This is a genomic window from Clostridium guangxiense, assembly GCF_021043395.1.
Lineage (GTDB): Bacteria > Bacillota > Clostridia > Clostridiales > Clostridiaceae > Clostridium_S > Clostridium_S guangxiense.
The window spans coordinates 155661-173298 of sequence record NZ_JAJNKE010000003.1 but is presented as its reverse complement, the minus strand read 5'-3'; the positions used below and the strand labels follow the sequence as shown (position 1 = coordinate 173298).

20 protein-coding genes are annotated in these 17638 nt (G+C 33.0%); 7 read left to right on the top strand and 13 right to left on the bottom strand.

Translation table 11 applies throughout. From position 1 onward, the window contains the following. The first annotated feature begins 39 nt into the window (after window positions 1-39). The 5 genes from LQK79_RS03970 to LQK79_RS03950 all read left to right on the top strand — a co-directional run bounded on the left by LQK79_RS03970 (window position 40) and on the right by LQK79_RS03950 (window position 5242). Window positions 40-1437, top strand: coding sequence for an aspartate ammonia-lyase (locus LQK79_RS03970; protein WP_084756897.1), 1398 nt, complete (start codon window positions 40-42; stop codon window positions 1435-1437). A gap of 21 nt (window positions 1438-1458) precedes the next feature. Then, window positions 1459-2697: a [FeFe] hydrogenase H-cluster maturation GTPase HydF gene (gene hydF / locus LQK79_RS03965; protein WP_053241569.1), complete on the top strand. Its 1239-nt coding sequence runs from the start codon at window positions 1459-1461 to the stop codon at window positions 2695-2697. A 201-nt stretch (window positions 2698-2898) separates the two neighbouring features. Further along, a complete protein-coding gene (locus tag LQK79_RS03960) occupies window positions 2899-3738 on the top strand; it encodes a CvfB family protein (RefSeq protein WP_053241570.1) in 840 nt (279 codons plus the stop codon). A gap of 59 nt (window positions 3739-3797) precedes the next feature. Next, a complete protein-coding gene (locus LQK79_RS03955; protein WP_053241571.1) occupies window positions 3798-4295 on the top strand; it encodes a DUF1259 domain-containing protein in 498 nt (165 codons plus the stop codon). A gap of 131 nt (window positions 4296-4426) precedes the next feature. Further along, entirely contained in the window at window positions 4427-5242 is an 816-nt protein-coding gene (locus tag LQK79_RS03950; protein WP_231015634.1) for a TIM barrel protein, read from the top strand. A gap of 217 nt (window positions 5243-5459) precedes the next feature. Here the strand turns inward: LQK79_RS03950 and LQK79_RS03945 are convergent, their stop codons facing one another. After that, the gene (locus LQK79_RS03945; protein WP_231015633.1) at window positions 5460-5648 is read right to left on the bottom strand and encodes a hypothetical protein; all 189 of its coding nucleotides are present in this window, start codon (window positions 5646-5648) and stop codon (window positions 5460-5462) included. Window positions 5649-5809: 161 nt separating this feature from the next. Between LQK79_RS03945 and LQK79_RS03940 the strand changes: the two genes are divergently transcribed. Together LQK79_RS03940 and LQK79_RS03935 are read left to right on the top strand one after the other, a co-directional pair. Beyond that, on the top strand, window positions 5810-6070 hold the full coding sequence (locus LQK79_RS03940; protein WP_231015632.1) for a helix-turn-helix domain-containing protein: 261 nt from the start codon (window positions 5810-5812) through the stop codon (window positions 6068-6070). A gap of 71 nt (window positions 6071-6141) precedes the next feature. After that, complete coding sequence (locus tag LQK79_RS03935; protein ID WP_231015631.1) at window positions 6142-6297, top strand: hypothetical protein; 156 nt, start codon at window positions 6142-6144, stop codon at window positions 6295-6297. 6 nt (window positions 6298-6303) lie between these two features. Here the strand turns inward: LQK79_RS03935 and LQK79_RS03930 are convergent, their stop codons facing one another. The 12 genes from LQK79_RS03930 to LQK79_RS03875 form a co-directional block, all read right to left on the bottom strand. Then, complete coding sequence (locus LQK79_RS03930; protein WP_231015630.1) at window positions 6304-6957, bottom strand: hypothetical protein; 654 nt, start codon at window positions 6955-6957, stop codon at window positions 6304-6306. A gap of 93 nt (window positions 6958-7050) precedes the next feature. Next, entirely contained in the window at window positions 7051-7632 is a 582-nt protein-coding gene (locus LQK79_RS03925; protein ID WP_231015629.1) for a hypothetical protein, read from the bottom strand. A 48-nt stretch (window positions 7633-7680) separates the two neighbouring features. Next, window positions 7681-8661 carry a GH25 family lysozyme gene (locus LQK79_RS03920; RefSeq protein WP_231015628.1) on the bottom strand — a complete coding sequence of 327 codons (981 nt, stop codon included), beginning with the start codon at window positions 8659-8661 and terminating at the stop codon, window positions 7681-7683. A 7-nt stretch (window positions 8662-8668) separates the two neighbouring features. Further along, a complete protein-coding gene (locus LQK79_RS03915; protein ID WP_231015627.1) occupies window positions 8669-8950 on the bottom strand; it encodes a hypothetical protein in 282 nt (93 codons plus the stop codon). A gap of 10 nt (window positions 8951-8960) precedes the next feature. Then, window positions 8961-10820, bottom strand: a complete 1860-nt coding sequence (locus tag LQK79_RS03910) for a phage tail protein (protein ID WP_231015626.1) — start codon at window positions 10818-10820, stop codon at window positions 8961-8963. Window positions 10821-10913: 93 nt separating this feature from the next. Further along, on the bottom strand, window positions 10914-12842 hold the full coding sequence (locus LQK79_RS03905; protein WP_231015625.1) for a hypothetical protein: 1929 nt from the start codon (window positions 12840-12842) through the stop codon (window positions 10914-10916). Further along, window positions 12843-13547 (bottom strand): phage tail domain-containing protein, encoded by a 705-nt coding sequence (locus LQK79_RS03900; protein ID WP_231015624.1) that lies wholly within the window; start codon window positions 13545-13547, stop codon window positions 12843-12845. Beyond that, entirely contained in the window at window positions 13547-15718 is a 2172-nt protein-coding gene (locus LQK79_RS03895; RefSeq protein WP_231015623.1) for a phage tail protein, read from the bottom strand. Before LQK79_RS03895 ends, LQK79_RS03900 begins: the two co-directional genes overlap by 1 nt. Next, the gene (locus tag LQK79_RS03890) at window positions 15715-16005 is read right to left on the bottom strand and encodes a hypothetical protein (protein WP_231015622.1); all 291 of its coding nucleotides are present in this window, start codon (window positions 16003-16005) and stop codon (window positions 15715-15717) included. Before LQK79_RS03890 ends, LQK79_RS03895 begins: the two co-directional genes overlap by 4 nt. Before the next feature lie 23 nt (window positions 16006-16028). Next, window positions 16029-16388, bottom strand: coding sequence for a hypothetical protein (locus LQK79_RS03885; RefSeq protein ID WP_231015621.1), 360 nt, complete (start codon window positions 16386-16388; stop codon window positions 16029-16031). Between the two features lie 45 nt (window positions 16389-16433). Further along, window positions 16434-17312, bottom strand: a complete 879-nt coding sequence (locus tag LQK79_RS03880; RefSeq protein ID WP_231015620.1) for a SwmB domain-containing protein — start codon at window positions 17310-17312, stop codon at window positions 16434-16436. 5 nt (window positions 17313-17317) lie between these two features. Next, window positions 17318-17611, bottom strand: a complete 294-nt coding sequence (locus LQK79_RS03875; RefSeq protein ID WP_231015619.1) for a hypothetical protein — start codon at window positions 17609-17611, stop codon at window positions 17318-17320. Window positions 17612-17638: the final 27 nt, after the last annotated feature.

Here is a 17638-nt window from a genome sequence, read left to right as displayed (position 1 = left end):
GAAACTGAAATTTATAAAATACTTCAAGGAGGATTTGATTTGAATTTTAGATTAGAAAAGGATTTACTTGGAGAAGAACAAATTCCCCAAAATGCATATTACGGTATAAATGCCAAACGTGCTGAATTAAATTTTAAGGTAAGTGATAGAAAAGTTAATATAAATTTAATTTATTCTATTGTAACTGTAAAAAAAGCAGCTGCAATAGCCCATAAAAAAACAAATGAACTTTCTAGTGAAAAGGCTGATGCTATAATAAAAGCTTGCGATGAAATACTTTGTGGCAAGCTTAAAAATGAGTTTATAACAAATTTTCTTCAAGGTGGCGCGGGAACCTCTACAAACATGAATGTAAATGAGGTAATTGCAAATAGAGCTATAGAATTACTAGGCGAAAAAAAGGGAGACTATTCTATTATAAAACCCATAGAAGATGTAAACATGTCTCAATCTACAAATGATGTTTATCCTACTGCACTTAGAATTGCATCAATAAAACTTTTAAGGCCACTAGCAGATGCTCTTTCAGATCTTCAAGAATCTCTTCAATTTAAAGAGAATGAATTTGCTGATATAATAGCTCTTGGAAGAACAGAACTTATGGATGCCCTTCCAATGATGGTAGGTCAGCAATTTGGGACTTATGCAAAGGCTATTTCAAGAGATAGATGGAGAATATATAAGGTTGAAGAGAGATTAAGAGAAATAAATCTTGGTGGAACCGCTATGGGAACAGGCCTTAATGCTTCAGAAGAATATATATTTACTGTAACTGACATTCTTCAAGACCTAACCGGACTTGGCCTTTCAAGAAGCGATTATATGATGGATATAACTCAAAATATGGATGTATTTGTCGAAGTTTCTGGCCTTTTAAAATCTGCTGCTGTAAATTTAATGAAAATTTCAAATGATCTAAGATTGCTTGGCAGTGGTCCTAATGGCGGATTTGGAGAATATAAACTTCAAGAAGTTCAAGCTGGCTCCTCAATTATGCCTGGAAAGGTAAATCCAGTTATATGTGAAATGGTAGCTCAGGTTTCCATGAAAGTGATAGCAAACGATACAGCTATAACTTTAGCAGCTTCTCAAGGTCAGCTTCAACTTAATGCATTTTCTCCACTTATTTGTGAAAGTCTTCTTGAATCACTGGAGCTACTTACAAATGCAGTTAAAATATTTGACGATAAGTGCATTAAATCCATTAATATTAATGAAGAAAAGTGCAAAAAAAATTTAGAAAAATCGACCTCTATAGTTACAGCTTTAGTACACCATATTGGGTACAAAAAGGCTTCTGAAATTGCTCAAAAATCAGTAAAAGAAAACAAAACTATAAAAGAAATTCTTATTTCAGAAAATATTTTATCAAAAGAAGTCATGGAAGAAATATTAAATCCATATCAAATAACAAAGCCTGGAATACCAGGAAAATAAAAATTAATCAGAGGTGATAACATGAATGAACTTAATTCTACCCCAAAGGGTGATAGATTACATATAGCTTTATTTGGAAAAACTAATGCTGGTAAATCAAGTATAATAAACGCAATAACTTCTCAAAATATAGCTTTGGTATCTGACGTTAAAGGAACAACTACAGATCCTGTATACAAAGCAATGGAACTTTTGCCTATTGGTCCTGTAATGTTAATAGACACTGCTGGTCTTGATGACGAAAGTAGTCTTGGTGAACTTAGACGCGAAAAAACTTTACAGGTTTTAAATAAAACCGATGTTGCTTTACTTGTAGTAGACGCCTTAAATGGACTTACAGATTATGACAAGAATATAATATCAAAAATAAAAGCAAAAAATATTCCAATAATTGGTATTTTAAATAAAATAGACAAAATAGATAAAACCAAACTTAATATTTCTTCATATGAAAAAGAAGCTGGCATTTCTTTTGTTCCTGTTTCTTCTTTTACAGGTGAAGGTATAAAAGAACTTAAGAGCTCCATAATAAAATCAGTACCAGAAAATGAAGACAAATTTAAGATTGTTGGAGATTTAATTTCTCCCGGAGATTTCGTAATACTTGTAACCCCTATAGACAAGGCAGCTCCAAAGGGAAGGCTCATACTTCCACAACAGCAAACCATAAGAGATATTCTAGAAAGTGATGCAATGGCAATTGTAACAAAAGAATTTGAACTTAGGGAAACTTTAGCTGGGCTATCAAAAAAACCAAAAATGGTTATAACAGATTCGCAGGTATTTTTAAAAGTTTCTGCTGATACCCCAAAAGACATTTTAATGACATCTTTCTCCATTTTAATGGCAAGGCATAAAGGTGATTTAACTGAGCTTGTAAGAGGCGCAAAAGCAATTGAAAATTTAAAGGATGGAGATAAAATTCTCGTTTCAGAGGCTTGCACTCATCACCGTCAATCTGATGATATAGGTAAGGTTAAGATTCCAAGATGGCTCAGACAAAAAACAGGTAAAAAACTTGAATTTGATTTTTCAAGCGGCTTTTCCTTCCCTGAAAACATAAAAGACTATGCTCTTATTGTACATTGTGCTGGGTGCATGCTTAATAAAAAAGCAATGATGTATAGAATAACTGAAGCAAAAGCTCAAAATGTACCTATAGTTAATTATGGTGTTTTAATTGCCTATGTCCAAGGGATTCTTCCAAGAGCGTTAAAGCCATTTCCTGGTGCAGATAGAATGTACACCTCCAATTGTTAATTCAGTTTAACTATAACATTTTAATGATAAAGTTGAAAATTCAACGAATTATTTGTAGTTAAATAATAATAATAATAAATGGATAAAGTCATATTAAAATAGAATTTTGCTTCCATGGATTTCTTACACAATATAATAAAAGTATGGTAAAATTATATGGCATGAAAATTATGCATATTTAACTACAGGGAGGATTATAAATTGATAAAAATAGGTGAATATAATGAGCTTAAAGTTGCAAGAAAAAGTGATTTTGGTCTTTTTTTAGATGCTAAAACTGGAAATACAAGTGATGATATACTTTTACCAATAAAAGATGTTAAAGACAAAGAAGTAAATATAGGTGATACTCTAAATGTATTTATTTATAGGGATTCAAAGGATAGACCTATAGCTACTTTAAGAAAACCTTATGCAAAAGTATCTGACATTGCCTATCTAAAAGTAATATCAAACACAAAGATAGGTGCTTTTCTTGATATTGGTCTTGAACGAGATTTATTTGTCCCAATAAAAGAACAAGGCTATATATTAGAACCAAATAAGTCTTATCTTTTTTATGTTTATGTGGATAAAACCGGAAGGCTTGCTGGAACAACGAACATTGGCAATTACCTTGAACCTGCTGATGATACTATGGTTAACAAAGAAGTTACTGGTATTGTCTATGGTTTTCAAACCAATGGAAGTGCCATGGTAGCCATAGAAAACAAGTATGATGGTGTTATTTTAAAAAACGAGTACTTTAATAGATTATACCCTGGTGAAAAGCTTAATCTTAGAGTAAAAAAATTATTTGAAGATGGAAGGCTCTCCTTGACTCCTAGAAAATCTCCAAAAAACGAAAGATTAGAATTGGAAGACAAAATATATGAATATTTAAAGGCTCATGGGGGTTCTATGCCATATAACGATAAAAGCTCTCCTGAAGATATAAAAAGAACTTTTCACGAAAGCAAAAATTACTTTAAAAATGCCTTAGGTGGACTTATGAAAAAAGGATTAATAATTCAAAATGAAAATGGAACAAAGCTAAAATAGTCACATTATTTTATTGCCTCTCATAAATTATAAGTGGTTATACTTTTAGGAGGTTAATAATGTATATATCAAATAACTGCGGTTACTGTCCATATATGAAAAATTTTGTAAGAGAAGATACTGAGGCAAGTGAGGAAGAGGATTCTACAGTAGAAACAAATGCAGATCCTAACTCAACATTATGCGAGCAATTTGCAAGCATCCTTAAAGGCAAAGTAACTGAATCTAAGCCCGGCTCTTGTGCAGTAGAAAAGGACAGAGGTAATTTAAATGTTACTATATCCGGAATACCAGTTAAAACAGTCCTTAAAGGAGAATTTTCATTTCAAGGTATGAATGCAGTCGGTAGGGCTTTAAACCTAGGTGAAATAGTTGTTCTTCAGGATGAACTTAATAGATTTCTAACTGCTCTTAAAAGAAATGGAATTGATATTTCAGGAGTTCACAATCACTGGATATATGATAATCCTAGAATATTATATGTTCATTTTCAATCAGTTGAAAATCCTTTAAATTTTGCAAGAAAAGTAGCAGAAGCTCTTAGGGTACTTAAATAAAAAAATGCGAAGTAATTCAAGGAAAAAATTCCTCTGTGCCTACGGAATTTTAGCCTTGAATCTTTGTAACCCATTTTATTACAAAAGTAATTTATTTGGCTTTGCCCAAATCTACATTAGGAGATGTTATAATGGATAAACTTTTGTTTGGAATTTCTGGTCTTCCAATAGGAGATGGAAATACTAAATTTACATATAAAACCGGTATAGATTATTTAAGCAGTATTGGTCTCGATGCAATGGAACTCCCCTTCGTAAGAAATGTAAATGTAACCTCCAAAAATAAAGATGGCATAATGGACTCTAAAATTAAAAATAATTTTTATCTTTCTGCCCATGGTTCATATTACATCAATTTAAATGCAGATGATTTAGAAAAACAAGAAGCCTCCTTAGAGAGGATAATAAAGGGAGCAGAAGCTTTAAAAAGTCTTTCTGGTAGAAGCCTTGTATTCCATCCTGGCTTTTATTTAAAGGATTCGAAAGAAGAAACTTTCAATACAATTAGAGATAATCTTTTAAAGCTTCCTTCTATAAATGTAGATTATAGACTAGAAACCACAGGAAAAGGTACTCAATTTGGTTCCCTAAAAGAAAATATAGAATTGTGTAAAGCTGTTTCAAACTGCAAACTATGTATTGACTTTTCTCATATTCATGCTAGAGAAAACGGAAGTTTAAAATCACAGGATGATTTTGATAGGATTTTAAATTTTGTTGGAGAAGAACTCGGAGAAGATGCTCTTTATGATTTACACATACATATGGCAGGTATAAATTATGGTGAAAAAGGAGAAAAAAATCACCTTCCATTTTTAGAAAGTGATTTTCCATATAAAGAATGCATAAAATCTCTTATAAAATTCAACGCTAAAGGCTGCATTATATGCGAAAGCCCTATGCTTAAAAAAGATGCTTTACTTCTAAAAAAAATATACAGCAGCTAAACTACTTCTTGAGTCTTTCCTTTTCTAAAACCTTTAGTATTTGAATAAGATTTTTGTATTGAAATATTTTAAAAGATTATAAGCGGTTAAGCGTTGCATTTTTTAGCTTTGTTTTGAAACTAAAAAATTAATTAAAAGGCTTTGATTTGCATTGAATTTTAATTAAGGGCGTACACTAGTGGCACTAAGGTGGCAAATTGATTTTTGCCACCATCTTTTACGTATAAGCCTTCCTAATAGCCTTGTGCAATATCTTACTTTTTAATTTATTATCTAAATTATTATTAATAAATATTATAATAGCTCCGTTCTTTTTTATAGTATACCAATCAAAACTATAATTACAATATCCTAATATTATTTTCCTTCCACTATATTTAAAATGATAAAACTTAGTTTTCTCCATGTGCTATTCTCCCTTATTGTAAAAATCAGCAATGCATTACCTATATTTAAATCATACTACATATAAATATAACTGACAGTTATATTTACGACAAATTCCATGTTTTGTATGTAGAAAAATGTCGTAATTTAATATATTATTTAAATAAGGAGGGATTGAAATTGGAAGTATACATATTGTTAATAAGAGAATATAGAGTACTTAGAGGAATGACCCAAAAAGAGCTGGCACGAAAAGCAAAGTTAAGACAAGCCTATATAAGTGAACTGGAGCGTGGACATCCAAAAATAAAAAGTCCTACATTACGAGTAACATTTAGAATTGCTAGAGCTTTAGACATTTGTCCGCATGTATTAGTAAGATATAACATAGGGTGTGACTATAATTGTTTTAATACTTGTAACAAAAATTTTTTTAAATAGTGTGGCGTCATGGCGTCATAACGGTATGATGTTAGAATGGCATTTTGTAGAATGTCTATGAGGTGCTGATTATGAATGAAAAAACTACAGTGTATTTAGAACCACAATTAAAAGAAGATGTCCAGGTGTTACTTATAAAAGAATTTGATAAAAAAAGTTTATCAGCTTTATTGAATGAACTTCTAGCAAAATGGTATGCAGAGCATAAGAAAAAGGAGCAGCGTTAATGCTCCTTATTTCCTCTTACCAGCTTTCCACTTATGCCCGCAATTAAGACAAGTAATTATTACTTTATCCTTACCAATAGAGCCCGTTACTAATCCACCTATAGGTCCAGCAACTAAATCACCCACAACTGCTTTTCCAATACCAAAACCCTTTTTGTCGGCTGCTATTTGAGTTGATCCACATTTAGGGCACCTAATTGGTTCTTGTGCTCGTCTTTCTTTTTCAGCATCAATCTTATTTTGTTCATAATTATAGCTATCCTTAAATCTCTGTAAACCGCTCTTACTGTTAAATCTAAATTCCGGATTATATGAACTGTCACCTGTTATTTGTTTCACTGATTCAACTATTTTATCAAAATATTTATGCGCTTTCTTTTCATTAAAATATCCATGCTGCAGTAAATCTAATACACCATTTTCATTAATTAACATCTTGTTTATGCCTTTTATAAAATGCTCATTTTCTTTATTAACATATCTCGATATTCCGTCTAAGTATCCACCCATACCAGGTATCTTATATAGCTCAAATACTTTAAAGAAATATTCAGCATCAAAGAATACATTTCCTATAAAGTCCTCATCTATTTCACTATCGTTCTTAGTATATACATCAACTTTTCTATATCCAAAACCAAAGATATTTATCTTCTCCATAACAATCCCCCTTACTTATGTATATTGTTGGTTTAATTGTAACAAAATTAGGCAAAAAAATAAAGCCTAGGACATAATACCCTAGGCTTAAAATTATTTCATTTGTGCCGCTACATTAGCAAGCTTTTCGTTTAAAGTTTGATTTTCTGCTGTAAGTTTGGTATTAGTATCTGCAAGTGAAGAAACTTCACTTTGAAGAGCTGCAACCTTTGTATTAATAAGATCATCTATCTTTTTATTTATTTCCTCAATTGTCTTGTCCGACAAAACTGTTTTTTCCACTATACCTTGAACTATAGTTTTTATATCATCCGTAATGGCTATTCCATGAGCTTGTAAAAATGCATAGATATATTTTTGAGCTAGCTCTCTTCGTTGTGATCCGTCTGTGTCGTTTTGTATCTGCATAGATAATAGCATCTGTTCAGCATATGTTGCACCTTCAATCCCTAACTTTTCAAATACATCTGCTGCCTGCAAAATTTGATTTGCTTTTCCTTCCGTTAATCCTTCTGCTGCTTTAGTGTAAGTCTCTGCTGTTGTAAAGATTGATTTTAATTTTTGTACAAATCCCAATATATTCACTCCCTTATATTTTAAGTACCCAGCTAATATAATTATTGCTATTACTCCAACTGAACCACCTATTGTAAGATATAAAGTATTATTTGACATTTTTCATTCCTCCAAAATTTTATTTTTTTATTAAAAAGAGTTATATCCCTATAGCCCCAATAGTGCTCTCCATGTGTTATGTCCGACAATTCCGTCTGCATGCAACCCATGAGCTCTTTGAAATGATTTAATAACTCTTTGAGTTTGATAACCATTTATTCCATCTGCATACATCCCTAACCTCTGTTGAATCCACTTTGTAATATTGCCTCTTGAACCTCTGTGAATAGTTGGACAAGCTGATAATGTTCTTCTTCCTGCAATATTGTCAACCTTAAGATTGCCATAACCTTGACTGTTTAATTCGCTTTGTAAGGTTGAAACAGATGTATCTGCATTTGACTGCGTAGTTGAGTTGCTTGTCTGCTGCGGTGCTTGTCCAGCAAAAACACTATCATTAAAATAGTCTCCATCAACATAACCGACAATTCCACTCATAGTCTCAGTTTCTGCATACTGCCAACTAACACCATTAGGATACTGTTGTGGTCGCCTTCCATAAGAAGCAAGCCATACTGGTATATCATTTGAAATACTTCCATGTAAATATTCATAGAAAAAGCTTAAGCCAGTATAAATCCCTATAGAATAGCCTCTTGACTTCACATAAGAAGTAAACTCATTAGTAAAGTTAATTGCGTCTCCCTTTGTCCAATCACTCTCATTCTCTATATCTAAGAATAGAACAGTATCTGAATGTAATCCTTGGACTCTATTTAAAAAATGCTCCGCTTGTTGTGATGCACTTCCTGTATGATCCGCATAATGATAATATCCTATTTTTAGCCCTGCTTGTAATATCCTTGGATACCTATAATTAAGTAAGCTATCATTATGGGCAATTCCTTGTGTGGCCTTTTGGATTACCACAGAGACACCATTGTTTTTAACAGTATTCCAGTTTTCAATATCATCATACTCATAAATATCTATACCCTTATATGTCTGTGCTCGTGCATTTACAGGCATAAAAAAGGCAGTAGATAAAACTACTGCTGTTAGCAAAGCTATTATTTTATTTTTTAACATTTTATTATTACTTCCCTTCCTCTAAATTATCTATTCTGTGATGTGCTGATTTTATGCTTTCCTCAACTCTAGTAACTCTTTCAACAATAGCATCAATTTTATTTGCTTGAGCCTTTATGTCTAATCTAATATCATCAACCCCTTTACTTATGTAATTTAGTTGTGTTTTTAATTCTGTAGACACCTCAGTATCTTTTTTTGTATCTTGCTTATATAATCTAGTAATAGTGAAAGCACTTACTATTACCCCTAGCACGGAGCATATAACACCTATTGTCACATTATCCATGTTGCACCTCCTAATAGTTGCCACTCTTTATGAGAAGCCCATTTTTGAAATCCATTTTAAAGCCATCACTTAAAGTTATAGTTACATTTTCCCCTTGGTCGCTGTCACTATTGAACAGGTTTCCTTGTACATGTATATCATTATACAAATTTAGCTTTGCAGCGCTCCCTGTATAATCAACTTCAACGAGTGGATTAAATGTATAAGTTCCGTCTGTATTCATTGTCATGGTACCGATATTGAGTAAACATCCGTTTTTAACTCCTACACTTACGCCACTTTTACTAGTAATATTATTATGGGTGCTAGAAATGCTCCCAATAACGTCTCCATCATTTGACCAATCATGAAAGTCTACGCTATTGTTATATAAATCAAGAGCTTTAAGCGTATTATTTAAAAATGTGAAATGCCCACTATCTAAATTAATCTTTAATGAACCATCTTTTGATGACAAAGTCCCACCAGCTATTCTGTCAGCTAGCAAAGTTCCAGCAATAATCAAATCCGCTGTAAATCCTGCACCTGTACCAAATGTTTTCCAATCCCAATCACCATTTTTTATTTCACTTGCAATCATGAATCCTTGCGTTCCTAGTGCCATAGCTCCGTATGTTGGTGAGTTTGGAACTCTATCCTCGAATAATATCGCTTTGGCTTGCTGTTTTTCTGCTGTATCTGCCATAGCTTTCATTTGGCACTTAAGCAAATCCACTACATTGGCAAGGTACAGGCCGTTAATATTATTATCTGAGGTTAACATATCATTTAAAATGTTAGCTGTCCTCTGTAGAGCTATCTGCCTGTCTGTATCTGCACCAAATTTATCGTTTATAGTTAATTTTGCATTTTGAGGGCTTAATAAATCCGTTACCTTTTCAATTATTGTAAAGGATTCATCAAACCCCAATACAGGACACATAATCCTTGTATCTGTCCCACAATAAAAGCTTTGTGCATCCAAACCTATAAGGGAAGTATCTAAAACTGTAGTTGATAATTTATAAGTTGGCCTTGCAATATCATCTAATTTAGCTTTAGCAGAGTTTAAGAGCTCTGTTGTATCTGTGATATCTTTAAATTCTAAAGTCTGCGATATTACTCCATACTGTTGTTGTGCCTCTATGTTATCTATATAATCAATGTCATTATTAACGGAAGTAATATCCAAGCTGTCCTTGCCTATAGGAAAAACCCTTGTCGCTATGTTAGTAACATCCTTGGAAAAAGTTACACCCTTCATATTCTTTGTAATGGCTATGTCGGCACTTGTACCATTTAAGTTTTTAAGATAATCAATATACCTTATTCCGTTTTCCTTCCTGCAACTTATATAACCACCGAAAACGTTAGAACAATTATTTATAAGCGTATTAAGAGAATTTTCTCTATTAGTTTTAACCGTTATAGAGCCAGTTACTTCTATTCTTCCTAATTGAAATTGCTTGTCCCCGAGTGTTCCAACTTGGCTGTTATGGTTATCTATAACTTTCTGAAAGAAGTCAGAAACACTCATGCTTTGGATATCCCACACACCTACTAAGCTGTCATTTAAGTATATAAGTTCACTTTCCGCCTGTACCTCTATATAGACTTGACCATCTTCATTTAAATCTTTAATACTGTTAAATACTCTACCCTCAAAAATCACTTCCTGTGTATCTATTTTAGTTACCTTGACAAGAGTAATTAAATCATAAATTTCATCATAACCTGGATTGCCCCAAGGAATAGTAAATTTAAAGTTTGTAACTTCCCCAGCTTTTTCGTCTAGCTCTGCTTTTAACAAGTGTGGAGCCGTGTTGTTTTGACTTGGTACATGCACTATAATAGGTTCTTCCGTACCGTTTTGAATAGTTACAATATACAAAATTTATCACATCCTTTCTTGAATATTAAAAAAGAGCTTTAGGATTGTCCTAAAACTCTTTTAAGTTAGTTCGTATTATATTTCTATTGTAAATTAAGCATTTAATATAGTTACATTATTACCATATGAAATAGGTTTTAAATGTATATTCCCGCCAAATGGAGTTGTAACTCCTCGCCAATTAATATTATCAGTCAGTCCATTTGCTTCACTAAATATAGCACTATTAATAAATTCAACGTCCATATCTGCTCCAGATATTTGTTGGTCAAAAAGACATAATGCATTTTTAAGTGTTGATTTTATAACACAATTATGAACTATTAAATTTTGATTAACTGCACCACCTGCTGCATCATGAACATATAATGCTCCCAGTCCTCCTGTAGTTGCATATCCTCCACGAGTTGCGGGTTGATTAGATATTACTTCAGTGTCATCTAATATTAAATTGAAATTTTCTCTTAATCCTGACCCAAGGGCTGGAAAGAAATCAGAAATTAATTTACAATGATGGAACTCCAATTCTTTTCCTAGCGAATAATCTGCATCACAATGAAAAGCATAAGCACCTGTTGTATTTGTATCAATTTCATTGCTTACTCCATTTACATATTTAGAATATACAGTTAGATTTTCTAAATAACCACATGCACCATTAATAACAGGATTAGAATATCTTCCATCTGTAGAAAGCAAAATACATTTATTTTTATCCATTCCAATTAATACAATACGTTTTGTTTGACATTGAATAGTTGCAGAGCAATCATATTCACCAGGCATTATGAATATTGGTGTTCCTTCTGATTCAGCGTTTACGGCATCAATTGGATTTACATAATCACCATTACCATTTATATCAACTATTGCATATCCTTTTTTTATACTTATATTAGTATTTTTATATTTATATAGTAATAAATTTGCACTTAGATCAAATGTAGCTGATGCAGTTAATGATGTTAACAATAAACTTGCACTAGAAACATCAGCTATATATAATCCACCTGTTGTTGCAGTATCTAAAAATGCTTTTGTTATTGAACCAACCACTGAAGTTAAACACATTGACATATAAGTTATTTTGTTTGCTCTATATGAAATTTTTGCTTTTAATTTTAACTTTACAGTTGTTCCAGTTGAATCACTACCACTAAAATTGCTACTATATACTTTAGTTAACGTTCCATTATCTAATTCCCATAATTCAATTACTCCAGCAATTGAGCCTGTATTAATTTGGACAGGTATTTCAACATAACCATCTATAATACTTCCACTTGGTATTGTATTTTTTCCAAAATATCTACTTGTAGTAGAAGTTGTTCCTGTTGTACTTGTTGTGTCTGCATTATTATATACCATACTTTTTGCATACAAATCATCAGTTATTAATTGATTTAAATTTTTAGGAGTAATACTATCATCTGCTACCCCTGTTGCTTGATAAACACCACCTGAAATCCATGCTGTTCCATTCCAATAATACCAATTTCCAGAAGTATATCCACTTTCTGAACCAGTATATACATAATTTTTAGTATGGTCTGTCATATTAGCAACTAATGATACCGCTTGAGGTGCTCCACTTGCTAAACTTGCTACTTGTGTTTGTAATGAAGATACCGTTGAGTTTTCTGCTTTATTATTTTGTAAACTTGTTATATTCTCTGTGTTCGTACGAACATTTGCATTAGTTGTATTTAAATCTGCTTGGTTAACCTTTTCTGCCAATTGCGAACCTAATTCTCTAACACGATCTCCTGCCGTAGTTGCTACTGTACCGTCACCACGATTTCTAATATCAACAAGTTCTTCGAGTGATCCATCAGCACCATGTGCTATAATTTCATCTACTCTTTCGTTAACTATATTAACTGTATTATTTGCGTTTTCAGCTGTATTTACTGCATTACTTGCATCATTTTGTGATTGTTCAATTCCATTTGCTATTTCTTCTCTCATTATTGCTGCGTTAGGCTCTGTTCTTATTAAGCTTGCATAATCTGTATCTGCCATCTAAAGCACTTCCTTTCTGAATTGAAATTCTATATTCCCGTTGCCAGTTATTGTTATATTGTTTGCTCCTGGCTTTAATTTAAATAGCCAGTCTGTTGTTTTTGAAGTTGTAAATGTTACTGTGTAGTTATTGAGAGTACAAGATGTATCGTTATTCACAACTACGCTTGGTATAATACTGTGGTTTCCAGGAATATATATAGTAACTGTTTTACTGCTGTTAACTGAAAAAGTTGTTTCTTGTATATAATCCGGAAGAGAAAAATCTATATTATCCCATAACAAATCACCATAATTAGTAATGGAATATTTGTATGGTTGAGCTGTAAATTTTACTTCTAAGTCTCCATTATCTACAAACTCATCCCATGTTGGAGCGTCTTCAATTTCTGCTAGAAAATAATAACCAGGCATAAAATCAAAAATCAATTGGCTCTGCCCAGCTCCTAGCCATTCTAAAACTCTGGTATAAAGATTGTATAAATCCTCCCTATTATCTTTACTTAAAAATAACTTTGCTGTTATGGGTCTTGTATCATATACCTGTTCACCACCGCTTATTACAGTTGAAAAATCCAGGTACCCACTCATACCTGGAATAGTTTCTTTCACTTTTCGTTTACTAGGAGATTGAATTTTAATTTCTTCTGCAATAAGTCCAAAATCACTATAACTATTTTTACCATCAAACGTAAATGTAGCCATTACAGAACACCTCCTTGCCTTCTAGTGGTTAATACAAATTTTTGATTTTTAAGTTCATCCAAATCATCTAAAACAGCTTCAGCAATAACTCTCATATTCTGCAATACGAGTTGAATTACTATAGGTTGCTTTGGTGTATTAGCTTGGGAACTATCAATATTGTTGTTAGATTTACTACCATTAGCATTTGCAGTTATATTGGCAGTTGCGTTAACTTTCATATCTCCAGCTAAAGATTTTATAGAATCAACTACTTTAAACTTATTATCCGCAATACCTCCAGCTATAAGATCCATAAAATCGCTTCCGTAAGTATCTGCATCGGAAAGTGGGCCCTCATCTGGTACACTAAAATGAAGAAAACTTCTAATCTTATCAGCCACTCCACTCACTGCATTCGCAACTCCGCCAATCATGGATTTTATACCATTAATTAAACCATTTATAAAATCCTTACCCCAGCCAATAGCTTTACTTGGCAATGAAGTTATAAAGCTTATTGCACCATTGAAACCACTTCGTACTACTGAGGTTATTGTTCCAAGCACATTAGAAATACCACTTTTCATGGAATTAAACATACTAGAACCTAAACTGTATAAACGTGATGGTAAACTGCCAAACCAACTTAGCAATCCGTTCCATATATTTTTTATGCCATTTCCAATAGAATTTAGGATATTTCCTACAGCACTCCAAAAAGAGTTCCACCCAGCAATCGCCGTTATAGTTATATTGCTCCAAAGATTACTAAAAAAAGTTTTTATCTGCTCCCAATGTTGGGCTATAAGCAACGGAATACCAATAAACGGAGCTATAACTGTTAATATTACAGGACCCCATTGTGCCATAAACGGCTTTAACCAATTCCAAAACTCATTAAATTTTTGTTTAACTCCAGTCCATAGGTTTGTAAAAAATGTTTTTACTTGTGTCCAATGGGTAACAATAAGATATGCACCCGCAGCTAATAAAGCAATTCCAGCAACTATTGCCAAAATCATAGGATTAACTGCAAATATGGCAGTAAAAGCCCCTTTAATTCCGGTTAATATAGTCGGAGCTGTTCTCAATTCCATAAAGGCAGTGCCTAAACGACTTACTATTCCAGTAGCTCCAGAAATTAAATTCATGCCATTACGAAAATCAGTCATAGCTTTATTTATTGTACTTATTGTTTTTAGTGTCGCAAATGCAGTGCCTATGCCAATAATAGCGGCTTTCGTAAGTTCACTGTGTTGCACAATCCAGTCCATTATTCCCTTAAAGCTACCAAATCCAGCACTTACTATTGGAGCCAATGTCTTTATCACGCTTCCAGCTCCACTAATCATATTAGCTATGGCATTTTTAATTTCTGGCATATGACTATTAAACCAGCTTGAAGCGCTCATAAAAGCTGGTAAAAGCATAGTTCCAACACTTCTACCTAAGTCGGCTAAATTCATTTGTGCAACTCTCATTTGGTTAGCAAAAGAAGTACCTAAGGTTCTTCCAAAATCGCCCTGCGCATCTTTTGTAACACTCATAAGGTAGTTATATCTAAGCTGTGTCTGTTCGCCTTGACTCATCTGTGCATATGGCTTTTTAATACCCTCAGCTAATGCATAAGCTTGCAAATTTGCCACAGACATATTAATACCAATTTCCTTTAATGGCTCTGTCTCTCCACTTATTCCACTTCTTATCTTCTCCCACATATCAGATGTACTAACATTATAAAAAGAAGACATATCTCCTGTGAGTTGTACAAGATTTTTAGACATGCTGGCGGATGCACTTTCTGAAACTCCGGAGCTTTTAAGCATAGCACCCATAAAACCGCTCCATTGCATAGAAGCAGTTTGACTTATTCCTGCCGATTTTTCCGTTGTTGTGGTCCATGTTTCAATGCTCTTTGCAGACTTGCCAAATGTTTGTTCAACCACGTTTTGTGCTTCGTTCAAATCGGATGCACTTTCAGCGAGTTTGTAGCTTTGTCCTATAGCTTCTTTAAAGCCAAAGCCAATTCCGACCATAGCACCAACTTTAAGTGCTGCACTTCCTATTTTCCCAAAAGCTCCAGTAAGTCCACTGCTTGTTTTTTCACCAGCACTATTTACATCTTCAAGTGTCTTTTTTGCTCCATTGTCCTTTATAAGTATTTCACCTAGCAATGTAAATATAGTCATTTGCAACCGCCTCCTTTCTTCCAAGCGGCAACAATCTTTTCAGAATCAGCTATTATCTGCTGCTTTGTTTTAGTCGGTTTTTTAGGTTCTTCAACTTTCTTTAAAATATTATTTTTAAAATCATTAAAACTAACAAAGTTGTCTTTATCCATCCAAGGATATTTTACAAGCCACATATCCCATAGAATAGAATCGTTTTGCTTTTCATTAGCCTTTTTAAGCATTTCAAAACCTTCATCTATATCTAAATGCATTATAAAATCAATATTGCTGTATTGGCTTAACAAAAGATCGTAGCACTCAACAGCTCCTATTTCTTCAAGTTGAGCGCTGTAGAAAAAACTTTTTTCATATCCTCATTAGTAAACCAATTTTTAACCATTTCAAAAATTTCCGTTGCCTTCATTTTTTTAACTTCTTCAGTTTTCTTTTCTGTCAAATTACTAAATAAGCTATATACTTCTTTTTCAGCACTTGGAATATTTTCAACAAATAATAATGCCATATCAATTCCCAAGCTCTCAACAAGTTCCTCATGATCTTCTTTGTTTTCATCACCACTAAGTGCTGGTTTAATATCATTGATACATCCTTTGATTTCTTTTCTGATATTCATCTTTTTAATTATCTTTGATATAGTAAATACATCCTCAAAACTTAATTCTTTCATTCAAATTCCTCCTAAAAATAAAAAGCACCCTTTCGAGTGCTTAAATTAATTATTTGCTACTGCTGTAGCTGCAAAAGTATCTAATGCAGTACCGCTTGCCGATTGTACTTGCTTTGACGTGTCGGTAGGTTTATTGTAAGCCAATGTTACAGCTTGACCACTTGTCGGTGCTGTAGTTGGTGTAAGCTCTATTGTCTTTGTGTCAGTTCCTATTGCAATAGATGTAATAACATCAGAGCTACCAGCAACCATAAGGGTAAATCCATCTAACGGAACTGTAGCAGCCACGGTGTCAGACATTGTAAGAATTATTTTTCCACTAGAAACCGCTGCACTAACCAAATTAAATGGCTCTTTAGGATAATAAATAGCATAAGGTAAATCTTGTGGTTTCGTTGGATCCGCGTGAGCCGTAAATGTAACTGGAAGTGTAATATCCTTAGAATCTTCTGTTTTTAGCTGCAATCCATCAAGACTAAGGGCATTATATAGAAATATTATTACAGGTTTTCCACTACCGCTAATAGTCCCCACCCAAGCAATATTATCTATATAGTCACTTTCATCTATTTTGCTTTTACCCTTAATTATGTGGTAATTACTATCACTCGTACTATCTATTGTTGCGACAAGCGCATCCGCAATTATTTCTGGTGTAGCCTCTATAAAATTACATTTCAAAGTAGTTTCCACGCTATCCACACGTTCCATGCCTTTAACATTAGCCGCTTTTATGCCGTCAATTTTAATAGCACTTATTTTCTGTTTTACTTGAAATTCATTGCCTCCGCTAGTTGCACCAATTAAACCCTGTGTTGGTAATGTTAAATTTTTATATAGCGATCCAGCATCCAACAATAGATGCTCCATGGTCTTTTCGTTAAATCCTGTAGTTTGTAAGCCATCTGTATTTATGTCAGACATTCATATCACCCTTTCTCATAAAGTTTTATTAAAAATTTAAGCTCCCGACGTTGGATATTAATATCACTGTCTGGGAGCTTTAATCTAAATGGATTATCTTTATAAATTTGTATCAACATATTTTCTGTTTTAATTATCCTGGTATTTTTACCTTGTAAAATTGCTATCACAAGATTATCTGTAATAGTTTCTATTTCTTCAACCTGTCCGCTCTTATTGCTCCATATATCAATAACAAGTTGATTAAGATCACTGTACTCGTTGTTTTGATTTATGCTAGGGAAAATTAAATTCTGCATAAGGGTATACTTTTGTTTTTTCGGTTG

Coding starts and splice junctions, on each gene's coding strand:
- LQK79_RS03905 (WP_231015625.1), bottom strand. CDS start 12,842: ATGGCAGATACAGATTATGCAAGCTTAATAAGAACAGAGCCTAACGCA.
- LQK79_RS03915 (WP_231015627.1), bottom strand. CDS start 8,950: ATGGATAATGTGACAATAGGTGTTATATGCTCCGTGCTAGGGGTAATA.
- hydF (WP_053241569.1), top strand. CDS start 1,459: ATGAATGAACTTAATTCTACCCCAAAGGGTGATAGATTACATATAGCT.
- LQK79_RS03945 (WP_231015633.1), bottom strand. CDS start 5,648: ATGGAGAAAACTAAGTTTTATCATTTTAAATATAGTGGAAGGAAAATA.
- LQK79_RS03900 (WP_231015624.1), bottom strand. CDS start 13,547: ATGGCTACATTTACGTTTGATGGTAAAAATAGTTATAGTGATTTTGGA.
- LQK79_RS03875 (WP_231015619.1), bottom strand. CDS start 17,611: ATGCAGAATTTAATTTTCCCTAGCATAAATCAAAACAACGAGTACAGT.
- LQK79_RS03925 (WP_231015629.1), bottom strand. CDS start 7,632: ATGTCAAATAATACTTTATATCTTACAATAGGTGGTTCAGTTGGAGTA.
- LQK79_RS03920 (WP_231015628.1), bottom strand. CDS start 8,661: ATGTTAAAAAATAAAATAATAGCTTTGCTAACAGCAGTAGTTTTATCT.
- LQK79_RS03955 (WP_053241571.1), top strand. CDS start 3,798: ATGTATATATCAAATAACTGCGGTTACTGTCCATATATGAAAAATTTT.
- LQK79_RS03895 (WP_231015623.1), bottom strand. CDS start 15,718: ATGACTATATTTACATTGCTAGGTGAAATACTTATAAAGGACAATGGA.
- LQK79_RS03880 (WP_231015620.1), bottom strand. CDS start 17,312: ATGTCTGACATAAATACAGATGGCTTACAAACTACAGGATTTAACGAA.
- LQK79_RS03930 (WP_231015630.1), bottom strand. CDS start 6,957: ATGGAGAAGATAAATATCTTTGGTTTTGGATATAGAAAAGTTGATGTA.
- LQK79_RS03950 (WP_231015634.1), top strand. CDS start 4,427: ATGGATAAACTTTTGTTTGGAATTTCTGGTCTTCCAATAGGAGATGGA.
- LQK79_RS03935 (WP_231015631.1), top strand. CDS start 6,142: ATGAATGAAAAAACTACAGTGTATTTAGAACCACAATTAAAAGAAGAT.
- LQK79_RS03885 (WP_231015621.1), bottom strand. CDS start 16,388: ATGAAAGAATTAAGTTTTGAGGATGTATTTACTATATCAAAGATAATT.